This is a genomic window from Rubrivirga sp. S365 (genome assembly GCF_032248475.1).
Taxonomy (GTDB): domain Bacteria; phylum Bacteroidota; class Rhodothermia; order Rhodothermales; family Rubricoccaceae; genus Rubrivirga; species Rubrivirga litoralis.
Map to the genome: position 1 here is coordinate 2,886,855 of NZ_JAVTTN010000001.1, position 13,292 is coordinate 2,900,146.

The 13,292-nt window shown below is 74.1% G+C and carries 10 protein-coding genes; 2 read left to right on the top strand and 8 right to left on the bottom strand.

Going from position 1 to position 13,292, the window contains the following annotated elements; all coding sequences use genetic code 11:
* Window positions 1–151 precede the first annotated feature (151 nt).
* The 7 genes from RQM47_RS12710 to RQM47_RS12740 form a co-directional block, all read right to left on the bottom strand.
* Window positions 152–946: an enoyl-CoA hydratase/isomerase family protein gene (locus RQM47_RS12710; RefSeq protein ID WP_314009220.1), complete on the bottom strand. Its 795-nt coding sequence runs from the start codon at window positions 944–946 to the stop codon at window positions 152–154.
* A 425-nt stretch (window positions 947–1,371) separates the two neighbouring features.
* Window positions 1,372–2,127, bottom strand: coding sequence for a hypothetical protein (locus RQM47_RS12715; protein ID WP_311665726.1), 756 nt, complete (start codon window positions 2,125–2,127; stop codon window positions 1,372–1,374).
* A 58-nt stretch (window positions 2,128–2,185) separates the two neighbouring features.
* Window positions 2,186–2,695 carry a hypothetical protein gene (locus RQM47_RS12720; protein WP_311665728.1) on the bottom strand — a complete coding sequence of 170 codons (510 nt, stop codon included), beginning with the start codon at window positions 2,693–2,695 and terminating at the stop codon, window positions 2,186–2,188.
* Window positions 2,696–2,964: 269 nt separating this feature from the next.
* Window positions 2,965–4,080 carry a class 1 fructose-bisphosphatase gene (gene fbp, locus RQM47_RS12725; RefSeq protein ID WP_311665730.1) on the bottom strand — a complete coding sequence of 372 codons (1,116 nt, stop codon included), beginning with the start codon at window positions 4,078–4,080 and terminating at the stop codon, window positions 2,965–2,967.
* 55 nt (window positions 4,081–4,135) lie between these two features.
* Window positions 4,136–4,894: a TIGR04282 family arsenosugar biosynthesis glycosyltransferase gene (locus RQM47_RS12730; protein ID WP_311665732.1), complete on the bottom strand. Its 759-nt coding sequence runs from the start codon at window positions 4,892–4,894 to the stop codon at window positions 4,136–4,138.
* The gene (locus RQM47_RS12735) at window positions 4,891–7,464 is read right to left on the bottom strand and encodes a PAS domain S-box protein (RefSeq protein WP_311665734.1); all 2,574 of its coding nucleotides are present in this window, start codon (window positions 7,462–7,464) and stop codon (window positions 4,891–4,893) included. Before RQM47_RS12735 ends, RQM47_RS12730 begins: the two co-directional genes overlap by 4 nt.
* A gap of 155 nt (window positions 7,465–7,619) precedes the next feature.
* Window positions 7,620–9,095: a hypothetical protein gene (locus RQM47_RS12740; RefSeq protein ID WP_314009221.1), complete on the bottom strand. Its 1,476-nt coding sequence runs from the start codon at window positions 9,093–9,095 to the stop codon at window positions 7,620–7,622.
* A gap of 31 nt (window positions 9,096–9,126) precedes the next feature.
* Between RQM47_RS12740 and RQM47_RS12745 the strand changes: the two genes are divergently transcribed.
* The gene (locus tag RQM47_RS12745; RefSeq protein WP_311665736.1) at window positions 9,127–11,187 is read left to right on the top strand and encodes an ABC transporter ATP-binding protein; all 2,061 of its coding nucleotides are present in this window, start codon (window positions 9,127–9,129) and stop codon (window positions 11,185–11,187) included.
* Between the two features lie 197 nt (window positions 11,188–11,384).
* A complete protein-coding gene (locus tag RQM47_RS12750) occupies window positions 11,385–11,867 on the top strand; it encodes a peptidylprolyl isomerase (RefSeq protein ID WP_311665738.1) in 483 nt (160 codons plus the stop codon).
* A 224-nt stretch (window positions 11,868–12,091) separates the two neighbouring features.
* Here RQM47_RS12750 and RQM47_RS12755 read toward each other — a convergent pair whose 3' ends face one another.
* Entirely contained in the window at window positions 12,092–13,285 is a 1,194-nt protein-coding gene (locus tag RQM47_RS12755) for a Na/Pi symporter (protein ID WP_311665740.1), read from the bottom strand.
* Between the last annotated feature and the right edge of the window lie 7 nt (window positions 13,286–13,292).

Sequence of the window (13,292 nt, forward strand, 5' to 3'; positions counted from 1 at the left end):
CCACCCCGCCCGCGTGGCGCCAGGGGCGGGGCGGCGCGTTGTCCGGGAGTTGTCCACAGCGCCGCCCCGCTCAGCGCCAGGCGCAACGGCCACCCTGCGGCTCCCCCACTGACTCACTGATCTTCTACCGAGCCACTGATCTTCAACTGACCTACTGATCCTCTACTGCCCCACCGGCCTTCCATGGCGGGGCGGCCTTGCCGAGGAAGGCGGCGACGCCGGCGCGGCAGTCGCCCGTCGACCGCGCGAGCGCGTTGAGGCGGGAGGCATAGCTCAGCCCCTCGGCCAGCCCCATCGAGGGCACATCGGCCAGGAGCCGCTTGGTGAGGGCGACGGCGCTCGCGCTCGTCTCCGTCGCCAGCTCGGCGCAGAGCGCGTCGGTCTCGGCGTCGAGTGCGTCCGGGGCGACGGCGCGCGTGACGAGCCCGATCCGGGCCGCCTCGGCGGCGTCGACCAAGTGGCCGCGGAGCAGGAGGTCCCGTGCCGCCGCCTCGCCCAGCTTGCGCACGACGAACACGGACACGATCGCCGGCACGAACCCGATTCTCGTTTCCGTGAACCCGAGCTTGGCGCCCTCGGCCACGAGGGAGAAATCGCAGACGGCGGCGAGCCCACACCCGCCCGCGATCGCGTGCCCGTTGACGCGCGCCACGACCGGCTTCGGCAACGTGTAGATGGTCTCGAACAGGCGCGCGAGGTGCTCGGAGTCGGCCAAGTTGGCCTCGGCGCTCGCCGTCTGGAGCGCCTCCAGGGCCGCCAGGTCGGCGCCGGCCGAGAACGCCCGCCCCGCCCCCGTCAGCACCACGACGCGGACGGACGGGTCGGCGCCGGCGCCCCGGAGCGCGTCGGTGAGCGCGCCGACGAGAGCGGCGTCGAGCGCGTTCCGCTTGTCGGAGCGGTCGAGCGTGAGCGTGAGGACGGGGCCGGAGCGGGAGGACTGAAGCACAGGAGAGTGGAGAGTGGAGAGTGGGAAAGGTGCCCGCCCCGCCCGTCGGTGTCAACCCACGCCTCAGCGGGCGGCGAAATGCGCCGCCCCGCCCGCAATGCGCGAGGGCGGGGCGGCCGGCGTAGCGGCGTTGCATGCAACGCCGCCGGGCCGCAGCGTCCGGGCGGTGGCAAAGGGGCAGTCGGCGGCCGCCCACCGGGCGGGGCGACGTCAGGCAAGGTGATACGCTGTCCGACCCTCCACCCCGCCCCGCCGACACAAGCCTCAGCGCGCTGGGGCGGGGCGGGGCGCAGCGGCGACGGGGCGGGGCGGTCGGCTCGCGCCACCCCGCCCCGTCAACCCGAGCCTCGGCGCGTTGGGGCGGGGCCGTCTGCTCAGGCGCCGGCCTCGCGGCGGATTGCTCATCACTCATCACCCGTAACTCGTCACCCGTCCCCCCCCGCCCCCGTCCAGAAGCGGTAGAGCGGCCACAGCTCCTCCTGCGCGTCGATCGCGGCGCCGACGAGGTCCGGGCCGAGCGCCTGCGCCTCGGCGCGCGGGATGCGGCGCATGAGCCAAATGCCCTTGGCCTTGAGGAGCCCGTCAGGCAGCGCGTCGAGCGGCTCGTCGTGCTCGGGGTGGCCCTCGGGCTTCGTCACGTGGGGTGCGAACGCGAGCCGGTAGCCCCGCCCGATGAGCGCGTTGACGAGCGCGAGCGCCTCCGCCGGCTGCGCCTCCATGCGCGACCGGGCCGCCCGGAACACCTCGCCGGCGTACTCGCCCACGTAGATGCCCCAGCGGAAGGCGTCGGGGTGGACGGCGTGGCTGAGCTGGACGTCCGCGAGCCGCTTCCGGCCCGTCCGGTAGAACGACATCCAGAGGTGGCTGTGCGAGCCGCCCCGCCCGAAGTCGTTTTTCAGGATGCGGCTGAACACGTTCCGCTCGGTCTCGAAGGGGAGCCCGTTCGGGAGCACCCAGTTGACCGCGAGGTCGTCGCGGTAGCGCTTGAACGGGGCCGTGACGGCCCGGTCCAGGACCTCTTTCTCTTCGCGGTACCGGCCGATGTGCGGCTCGGCGCGGAGCCTCTCCAGCGCCTCGAACGCCTCGTCCGGGAAGCCCTCGAACGTGAGGCTGAGCGGGGCGGGGCGGCGGAACGGGACGGCCGCGTCAAACGCGGAGGGCGGGGCAGCGTCGGGCGTCATGCCCGAGCTACCCCGCCCCGCCCGCCAAGGTTCGGCCGGTGAGCCTAACCCGTTGGACCTAGTCGATGGACTCGATCACGTCCTCAGCGGCGCCCCGGTTGATGAAGATCGAGAACCCGGCCTCTGCGAGGAGAGTCACCTCGTCGAAGTCGTCGTCCGTCGTCGCGCGCACGGCGAGCGTGAGGGCCGCGGTGTCCGAGATGAACCGCTGGACGCCCGCCTGGCCGCCGATCCCGATGCCGCCACCGCCGTCGCCCACGTTCACGCCGAGGTTGGCGCCGATGAACGGGTAGGTGTTCGTGTCCGTCCCGCCCGTCGGGTAGTAGTTGCCGAAGGCGCTGATGGTCGCGTTGAAGAAATCGCTGAAGTCGGTCGCGAGCCGGGGGTTTCCGCCTACCTCGATGTTGTCCGTGATGAAGTAGCCGACGACGGGCGCTAGCCCAAAGGCGAATTCAGGCTCAATCGAGAGGTTCCCCGTCCCGCCGACCTGGATGACGTCCTGCTGAATCTGGGCGTCGGCGACAGAGGCGGTGAAGAGGAGAGCGGTAGCCAGGAGGAAAAGGCGCATGGGAGTGGGTGTAGGAGAATGGGCGTCGGGCTCCGTTTCTCGCGGTCCAGAACAGACCACAGAGAGGTACGGCGGGGGGAAAGAACCGCCCCGGGCGGGGCGGGAGTCGTGTCAGGCTCGACACGCCCACCAACCCGCGCCCGCCCCAGAAGATTCCTGGGCGGGGTGCGGGCGCTGAGATTGGGCGCTTCTTCCCGCCACCCCGCCCCGCCCCGCTCGCGGCCTTGGGCGGTGTGGGACGCCGCCCCGCCCGCGCTGCGCGTCGCTCGCTACCCGTCGCTCGTCCGTTCGCCCGAGAGGAACCCGATGGCGTCGTCGACCATGTCGCGGCTCCCGATGTAGACCGGGCAGCGGTCGTGGAGCGCCCCGGGCTCGACGTCCAGGATCGGGCCGTGGCCGGTCTCGGCGCGGCCGCCGGCCTGCTCGACGATCAGGGCCATCGGGTTGGCCTCGTACATCAGCCGGAGCTTCCCGTTCGGGTTGCGCGCGTTGGCCGGGTAGATGTAGACGCCGCCCTTCATCAGGTTCCGGTGGAAGTCGGCCACGAACGAGCCGATGTAGCGCGTCGTGTAGGGGCGGGGCGGCGTGTCGTCGGGGGCCTCGGTCTGCATCCACTTGATGTACTCCTTGAGGCCGTCCTCCCACGAGTTGTAGTTGCCCTCGTTGACCGAGTACATCCGGCCGCGCTCGGGCGTGCGGATGCCGGGGTGCGAGAGCAGGAACTCGCCGATCGACGGGTCGAGCGTGAACCCGTTGACCCCGTTCCCGGTCGTGTACACGAGGACCGTCGACGAGCCGTAGACGACGTAGCCGGCCGCCACCTGCTTCCGCCCCGACTGGAGCGCGCTCGCCATCGTGACCCGGCCGACGTGGTCGTCGGGGATGCGGTAGATCGAGAAGATGGTCCCGATCGACACGTTGACGTCGACGTTCGAGGACCCGTCGAGCGGGTCGAAGAGCACGACGTACTTGCCCTGGCAGTCCTCGAAGAGGAGCGGGATGGCCTCGGCGTGCTCCTCGGACCCGATGAGGCAGACCTCCCCGCCCCGACGGAGCGCGCGGACGAACTCCTCGTGGGCCAAGAGGTCCAGCTTTTTCTGGACCTCGCCCTGCACGTTCACGTCGCCCGTGTCGCCGAAGAGGTCGACCAAGCCCGCTTTGCGCACGTCGCGGTCGACGATCTTGGCGGCGACGACGATGTCGCGGAGGAGCCGCGAGAACTGGCCCTTCGAGCCCGGCGCGTCGGCCTCGCGCTCGATGATGAACTGCTCGAGCGTCTTGAGCGCGCCGCCGCCCGTCGCGAGCGTGCCGCCGCCGAGGCCGTTCGAGGAGTGCCCGTCTGTCGTCGGGGCCGTGGGCGGGGTGGCGGGCGTCGGGGAGTCCATGCGCGGAGGGGGTCGGGAGAAGGGGCTTCAGGCGAGAGCGAACGTTCGCTAGAAGCTACGCCCCGATCCGGTCCTGCCCGGCCAGGGTTTGGAGGAGCCGCGCCGTCCGCGGCCCGACCTCCGCCCCGCCCCGCCACTCGGCGACCAGGCGGTCGAGCGCGTCGCCGTCGTCGACGTCGTAGTGGGCGGGGAGGACGACGGGCGTGAGGTCGTTGTCCATCACGCGCGCGAGCGTGTCCTCGAAGACGGCGTCGTGGCTGTAGGCCATGTCGAACAGGTCGGCCGTGACCTCGTTGAGCCCGAGGAGGTAGTAGCCGCCGTCGCTAGAGGGACCGATAACGGCCGTCATCGGGTCCTCCAGGGCCTCGAAGGCGAGCCCGAAAAAGGCGTCGGGGAGCGTCGGGTGGTCGGTCCCCACGACGACGGCGCGGCCGTAGCCGGCCGCGAACGTCTCGACGAACGCCCGGAGCATCCGCTCGCCCAGGTCCCGGCCGCGCTGCGGGTGCACGCTCACGCCGGGCGGGACCAGGCCGGCCGGCTCGCGCGCCGCGCCGGTCAGGTAGAGCCGGACGGCCGGGCCGCCGGGCGCGGCCCCGAGCGCGGCGTAGCGGTCGAGCGCGTCGCGGAGGAAGGCGTCGTAGAGCGCGGCCGCCTCCTCGGGCGCGAGCGGCGGGCACAGCCGCGTCTTGACGCGCCCGGCCTCGGGCACCTTCGCGAACACGAGGAGCGCCGACCGCCCCGCCCCGCCCGACGGCACAGGGCCAGACGAATCGGGCGGGGCGGACGCCGAGGGCGGGGCGGGGCGGTCAGTCACGCCACCCCGCCCGCGCGGTCCGGGCGCGGCCCGCTCACGTCGAACACGTCGAGGGCCACCCCCGGCGCCTCGTCGACGACGTGGCCCTCGACCACGTCGGCGAACGTAACCGTGAACCCGTCGTCGGTGGGGAGCGGGACGGCCACGAGCCGGAACGACGCGTCCAGGCCGTCGTGGGCGTACGGGACGACGGTCTCGTAGCGGGCGCCCGTCTCGACCACGCCCACGTAGGCGTCGAACAGGCCCGCGTCGCGGTTGCCGGGGAGCACGTCGAGCAGCCGGCGCCCCACGAGGTCCGCCACGTCGCGGCCCACGATCTCGGACGCGCGCGGGTTGGCCAGCGTCCACTCAAAGTCGACGATGTGGCCGCCGTCGTCGCGGACGGACCGGAACGCCATCACGCCGTCGGGCGAGGCGATGAGGACCGAGCGGAGGAGGCCCTGCGAGCGCCGGGCGTCGAGGAGCGCCTCGCGGTAGTCGGTCACGTCGAGGAACGAGACGACGACGGCGTCGGGCCGGCCGTCGTGGTCCTCGTCGATGGGCGTCGCGTTGACGCGGTACCACCGCGTGGGCTGGCCGGGCGGGGTGATGCCTTGCACCCTGCCGCGGACGGGCTCGCCGGTGCGGAGCACCGTGCGCTCGGGGAGGTCGTCGTCCGCGATCGCCGCCCCGCCCTCGTCGACCACGGGCCAGCGGGCGGGGCGGTCCTCGCCGTCGTCGGAGAGCCCGAGAAACGCGCGGGCCGACGGGTTCGACACGACGACGCGGGCCTGGGCGTCGACCACGACGACGCCGGCCTCGACGGTGTCGACGATCGAGCGGTACCGCTCGCGGGCCGCCGTCTCGGCCGCCTCGGCGCGGTCGAGCGAGAGCCGCCGGGCGACGGCGTCGGCCATGACCTCGACGAGGTCGCGCTCGGCCGCGCTGAACCCGCCCTCGCGCGGCTCCGGCGAGACGAAGTTGAGCGTGCCCACGACCTCGCCGTCGACGCGGAGCGGGGTCCCGATAAAGGCGCGCAGGCCGCGGCCGGCGCAGGCGGGGTGGTCCGGGGCCTCCTCCTGGGCGTCGGCGTAGACGACCGTCTCGCCGCTCTCGATGACCGCGTCGCAGAACGCCTCGCGGAGCGGGACCGTGACCCCAGGCTCGAGCTCGGAGTCGGGCGAGACGACCGCCTCGATCCGGTACAACTGCTCGTCGGTCGCCTCGTCGATAGGCGTCGCGGACAGGATGCCGACGGGGAGGTCGAACATCTCGCACCCCGCCCGGAGGTACGCCTCGTAACGGGCCTGCGGCGAGTCGTGCTCGACGGTCGTGATCCGGTGGAGGATCTTGAGGTCCTCGGCGAACGCCTCGGCCCGGGCCGTCCGCTCGGCGACGGCGCGTTCGAGGCCCAGGTTCGCCCGCGACAGCTCGCGCCGGAACTGGCGGCGCTCGGTGTCGTCGCGGCACAGGGCGATCACGCACAGGCGCCCGTCGAACTCGGCCAGCTGCGCGCTCGTCGACATCGGGAGGCGCCGGCCGTCTTTCGTGAGGTGGACTGACTCGAACGTCGACCGCCGCGTCCGCCGGAGCTCGACGAGCGCGGCGCGCAGGTCGACGCGCCGGGGGTCGACGAGGTCGGCCGGGGTCATCGCGCGGAGCTCGTCGGCGGCGTACCCGTAGAGGTCGACGGCCGCCTGGTTGAACGCGACGAACGGCTCGGGACCGTCCGGCCCGAGCGGGTACACGAGGACCACGTCGCTGATGGCGTCGAAGAGCGTCTGGAACCGGCTCTCGCTGGCCGCCAGCTCCTCCGCCGCCGCCCGCTCGGCCTCGATGTCGGCGTGGATCCCGACCCACTCGACGACCGCCCCGCCCGCGCCGCGGACCGGGGCGGCCCGGGCCGCCATCCAGCGGTAGCCGCCGTCGGCCAGGCGGAGCCGGTGCTCGACCTGGTACGGGGTCCCGGCGGCCACGGCCGCCTCCCACGCGGCGAGCGTCTCGGCCCGGTCGTCGGGGTGGACGGCATCGATCCACCCCGCGCCTGTCAGCTCCGCCGTCGTCTGCCCGGTCACGGCCCGCCACTGCGGCTGGTCCTCGACGAACGTGCCGTCGGGCGCCGTGACCCAGACGATGGCCGCCGTCGCCTCGATGAGCGAGCGGTAGCGGGCCTCCTCGCGGGCGAGGTCGCCGCGCGCGGCCCGGAGCGCCCGGAGCTCGGCCCGCGAGCTTACGTCCTCGAACACCACGCCGACCTGGTGGTCCGGGAGCGGGACCGCCTCGACCTGGAATGTCCGCTCCGGCACCCGGTCGTCGCCGTAGGTCACGAGCCCGAGGTTGGCCGGCCGGCCCGTGCGCGCGACCTCGGCGTAGCGTTCGAGGGCGTCCGTCTCGCCGATGTCGGGGAGCACCTCGACGAGCCGGCGGCCCACCTCGCGCGTCGGGTCGAGCCCGATGGCCGCCCCGCTCGCCGCGTTGGCGTAGACGAGCCGGAGCGAGCGCGCGTCGGCGGGGTCGTCGAGCCGGTAGACCGAGACCCCGAGCGGGAGCCGGTCGAGGAGGTCGGGGGCGGAGGGGGCAGACGAACCCATGCGGGAGGGGGCGGGGCGGGGCGGGGTGCGCGCGGGCGGGGCGGCCGGAGCCTAGAGCAACGTGCAGGGAGGTACTCGGTACGAGGTACGCGCGCGCTGAGCTCAGATCGGGCCGTACCTCGTACCCGGTACCCCGTACTCACCCGAAGGGTGCTCTAGAGAGAACGCCGTGCCGCCGCCGATGTGTCGGCGTTCTCGCTCGTTTTTTGACCGCTCCGCCCGAGCCACCCGTCGAGGAGCCGGTCGAGCGGGGCGACGGCGGCGCCCGCGGCCTCCGCTCGTCCGACCGCGTGGTCGAGGGCGGACAGCCGGGCGGACCACCCCGCCCCGCCCGCTGGGTCGCCGCCGAGGTCGTTGTGCCACAGGACGACGGCGCAGCCGCCGGACCGGCGTGCGGCGTCGAGCACGGCGCCGAGCGCGGCCGCCGCGCCCTCGGCGTCCAGACCGCGGTGCGCGGCGAGCGTCGTGTCCATGACGGCGAGCGGCATCTCCCACAAGTCTGTCGTGCGGCCGGCCTCGACGTCGAACACGCGGAACGGGTGCGACGTGCCCCGGCGGAACCCCTCGTGCTGCGAAAAGCCCAACGTGCTGTCGATTTGGACGCCCGCCCGCGCGAGGAGCCGCGGCGTCGTCGGATCCGTCCACCGCAGGAAGTGCGTCCGCGCGAGGCGCGGGGCGTGGCCGAGCGCGTCGGCGAACCGAGCGCGCTCGGCGCGGAGCCGGGCGGGGTGGTCGTGGGCGCCGTAGCCCGGGTGCCACCCGACCGTGTGGCCCTCGGCTTCGAGCCCGCGCAGGAAGCGGCGGACGCGGGCCGCGCCCAGGTCGGCCGGCAGGTCTTCGGCCGTCCACGCCGCCGGTTTTACGAACCACGTCGACCGCGCGCCGTGGCGGCGGGCGAGGCGGCGGAGGGCGAGCGCGCTCTGCCACCGGACGTCCGGCCCCAGCGCCCGCCGCCCCGCCTGGAGCCACCCCGCCCCGCCCCGCCCGAGCGCGCCGGCGAGCGCCCGGAGCCGCCGCGTGCGGAGCCCGTCGAGGTCGTGCGTCAGGGCAACGGCCCACGTCGCGCCCGCGCCCCACGCTCGCCCCGGAACGCTGACGCCCAGGCGGCGGAGCGCGTGGCCCAGCCCGGCCCGGTAGGCGTCGACGGCGGGGCGGAGCGGTCCGCCCGGCGCGTCGCCCAGCGCGGCCTGGAGCGAGGCGCCGTAGGGGAACCGGCCGTGCACGTCGCGCGCGGCCGTCGCCGCTTCCTGGAGCCCGGCCAGCCACCACGCCGCCGACGCCACGAGGTCCGCCCCGCCCCCGCGGCCTAGGGCGGGGCGGTCGCCGGGCGGGCCGACCGGGAGCGGCCACCGCTCGGGGCCGCCGCCGGCGTCGATCTCGACCCACCCGAGCGCCTCGGTGCGGGCGGGGCGGGGCGCAGCCAGGGCGGCGGCGGCTTCGGGTGTCAGGGTCAGGCCGAGCGCGCCGGCGCCGGCCGCCCCGCCCGCGGACACGACGAGGCGGGCGTCGCCGCGCCGGGCGGGCTCGGGGCGGAGGCCCAGGCCGCGCAGCAGTTCCTCCAGCCCGTACGCCACGAGCGGGCGGGCGCCCTCGGGGACGTCGAGGCAGACGGGGAGCGGGGCGGCGGTCACGGGGCGGGGTGCGCGGGCGGGGCGGCGTTGCATGCAACGCCGTCGGGCCGCGGCATCTGGGCGGGGCGGCCCAGTCGAGGCGACGGCGGGCGGGGCGGCGACGTTCGTGACCGCCCCGCCCACCCCGGACACGACGAGTCGTGTCCCTACGGACGCCATCGGCGGGCGGGGCGGCGTCGGGCGGGGCGGCACTGGGCGGGGCGGCCATGCTACGCCGCCGCCGAAGACGGCGCGTCCGAACCCCCGCCCCGCCCCGGCGCGTTGGGCCGGCATGGCTCGACACCCCGCCCCCGCCGCCAACGGCGCGGCCCCCGACGACGACCGGCGCCGCGTCCCGCTCACCGCCTCGCTCGGCCGCATCCTCCAGTTTGCGCGCCCCTACAGGGGGCGGCTGGCCGTGGCCATCGTGCTCACGCTGCTCTCGACGGCGGCCGGGCTCGTCGTCCCGCTCGGGCTCAAGGGGCTCCTGGACAGCGTGTTCGAGGCGTCCGACGGCGGGCTCCTCAACACGCTCGCCGTCGGGCTCCTGGCGCTGTTCGCCGTCCAGGCGGTGCTCGGGTTCGGGGGCACGTACCTCATGGAGTGGACCGGCGAGCGCGTCGTGACCGACCTCCGGCGGACGCTCTACGAGTCGCTCCACCGCCTCGGGCTCCGGTTCTTCTCCGACCAGCGGACGGGCGAGATCACGAGCCGGCTCACGAACGACGTCTCGAAGGTGCAGTCGGCGGCGACGAGCGACCTCGCCGAGAGCCTCCGCCTGACGCTGACGCTCGTCGGGTCGGTCGGGCTCATGCTCTACCTCAACTGGCGGCTCTCGCTCGTCGTCTTCGCCGTCGTCCCGCCGGTCGCCGTCGCCATGCGGTCGTTCGGGCTCGTCGTGCGCAAGCTGTCGCGGACCATCCAGGACCGGCTGGCCGAGACGACGGCGATCGCCGAGGAGGCCATCTCGTCGGTCCGCGTGGTGCAGGCGTTCGCGCGCGAGGCCTACGAGGTCGACCGCTACGGGACGGCCGTCGAGAGCCTGTTCGGGACGGCCAAGCGGCGGGCGTGGATCGTGGCCGCCTTCTGGAGCTCGGTCGGCCTCCTGTTCATGACGGCGCTCGTGGTCATCTTCTGGTTCGGCGGGCGCGAGGTGATCGCGGGGCGCCTCACGGCCGGCGACCTCGTGGCGTTCATCGTCTACGCCCTCAACATCGCACGGACCGTGGGCGGGGCGGGGCGGATCTACACGTCGCTCCAGAGCGCGGCCGGGGCGTCGGAGCGGCTGTTCGACCTGCTCGACACCGAGCCCGACATCGCCGACGCGCCGGGCGCCACCCCGCTCGGCCGCGTGCGCGGGGCGGTCACCTTCCGCGACGCGTGGTTCGGGTACGACCCAGACGAGCCCATCCTGCGCGGCGTCTCGCTGGAGGCCGCGCCCGGCGAGACGGTCGCGCTCGTCGGGCCGAGCGGGGCGGGCAAGACGACGCTCCTCAACCTCATCCCCCGGTTCTACGACGTCGACGCCGGCGCAGTCCTCGTGGACGGCCGCGACGTCCGCGAGGTGACCGTGCGGAGCCTCCGCGAGGCCGTCTCGGTCGTGGCCCAGGACGTCGAGCTGTTCGGGACGTCGATCCTCGAGAACATCCGCTACGGCCGGCTCGACGCGACCGTCGAGGAGGTCGAGGAGGCGGCGCGCGCGGCCCACGCGCACGACTTCATCCTCGGCCTGCCGGGCGGCTACGCGACCGAGGTCGGCGAGCGCGGCGTGAAGCTCTCGGGCGGCCAGCGCCAGCGGGTCGCGATCGCGCGGGCGCTCCTGAAGGACCCGCCGGTCCTGCTCCTCGACGAGGCCACGAGCGCGCTCGACGCCGAGTCCGAGGCGGCCGTCCAGGACGCGCTCGCCGTCCTCATGCGCGGGCGGACCACGTTCGTCATCGCCCACCGCCTGGCGACGGTCCGCGACGCCGACCGCATCCTGGTCCTCGACGCCGGCCGCGTGGTCGAGCGCGGGACGCACGACGCGCTCGTGGCCCAGGGCGGCCTCTACGCCCGCCTCGCCGCGCGCCAGTTCGACCTCGAACGCGCGGCGTCGGACGTGCTCACGCCGTAGCACGGACCTCCACCCCGCCCCGCCCGCGCGCCTCCCGGGGGCGGGGCGGCGAGTTCTGGCCCGGTGTCGAACGGCCCGCCACCCCGCCCGGCGCTGCGACACGAGCCCCGCCCGGCGCGGGCGGGCGGGGTGGCCCGGCGGACCTGCGCGCGGCCGCCCGCGTACGCCCGCCTCCCCTCTCCCCCACCCTACCCGACATGGCTCAGCAGTATTCCGCCCCGCCCGAGATGACGATCGACGCCGACGCGACCTACCGCGCGACGATCTCGACGCCCAAGGGCGACATCGTCCTCGACCTCATGGCGCAGCACGCGCCCAAGACCGTCAACAACTTCGTGACGCTCGCGAAGGACGGGTTCTACGACGGGCTCACGTTCCACCGCGTGATCCCCAACTTCATGGTCCAGGGCGGCGACCCCACCGGGACCGGCTCCGGCGGCCCGGGCTACAAGTTCGAGGACGAGACGAAGGGCAACCCGCTCACGCACGAGAAGGGCGTGATCTCGATGGCGAACGCCGGCCCGAACACGAACGGCAGCCAGTTCTTCATCACGCACGACCCGCAGCCGCACCTCAACGGCAAGCACACCGTCTTCGGCAAGGTCGTCGAGGGCCAGGACGTGGTCGACTCCATCAAGCAGGGCGACACGATGGACAAGGTGACGGTCGAGAAGCAGTAGACCGCCCCGCCCGCCGGGCGTCGTCCCGCAGGTTTTCCCCCGCCCGGCCCCGGCCCGGCGGGGGTCTTTTTTGTCGGGCGGGGCGGTCGGTCGTCCCGCCGGTGCAGTGGGGCGGGGTGGGCAGCCCGAACCGCCCGGATGCGGACACCACGCGTGGTGTCCCTACGCCGCCCGCCCCGCCCAAAACGCCGCGGGCGGGGCGGCGCCCTCTCTGCCCGTTGCCCTCACAGAATGAACTCCAGCGCCAGCGGGAGCGCGTAGAACAGGCCCAGGAGGTAGGCCACGGCGTACGCCCGGTTCTTGAACGCGAGCTCGCCCACGAACTCGGCCATGCGGATCGGGATCTCGCGGAGGAACGGGAGCGGGTAGATCAGCGCGATCCCGAACACGTTGAAGAACGTGTGGCACAGGGCCACGATGAGGCCGGCCTGCGCCTCGGGCTCGCTGCTCGCGACCGCGATGAGCGCGGCCAGGACCGCCGTCGCCGTCGTGCCCACGTTCGAGCCCAGCATGTAGGGGAACACGCGGCGGACCGTGAGCACGCCGGCCCCGATGAGCGGGATGACCAGGCTCGTCGTGATCGACGACGACTGGACGAGGAACGTGAGCACGCACCCGAACGCCATGGCCACGAGCGGCTTCCCGAACACGTACTTGTCGAGCGCCCCCTCGCTCCGCCGCAGGAAGAACCCCTTGAGGATGACGACGAGGTAGCGGAGGGCGACGAACAGGAAGAGCAGGCCGACGAGCGCCGTCAGCCACGCTACGCCGCCCAGGAGGCCGGACACGAACCCGGCGATGGCCTCGAACGGCGTGTCGCCGGGCCGGGCCGAGTCGACGCCCGGGAGCGCGGCGGCGAGCGCGGTCGCGGGCCGCGAGATGAGCCCGAAGGCGAGCTCCAGCGGGAGCAGGATGACCACGCTCAGCCAGTTAAAAAAGTCGTGGACCGTCGCCCCGGCCATCGCGCGGCGGAACTCGTCGGGCTGCGTGATGTGGCCCATCGAGACGATCGTATTCGTCACCGTCGTCCCGATGTTGGCGCCCATGATGACGGGGATCGCGTTGGGGACCGAGAGCGTGCCCGTCGCCACCAGCGTCACGACGAGCGACGTGGTCGTCGACGACGACTGGACGAGGCTGGTGACGACGATCCCGGTGACGAGCCCGAGGAGCGGGTTTGACGTGGCGCGGAGCAGGCCCTCGGCAAAGTCGGAACCCAGCCCCTTGATCCCGTCTCCCATCATTTCGAGGGCGACGACGAACAGGAGCATCACCGCGGCCAGCGCGACGAGCCGGAGCCAGAGCGGGGTGTCGGCCGGCGGCGGCGTGGCCGGGTCGACGTCGGCGCGGTCGACCGGCGGGAGGGCCGTGGCCGCGTCGAGGGGGAGGTCGTCGGCGTCGGCGGTCGTCGGCGTCATAGGGGCG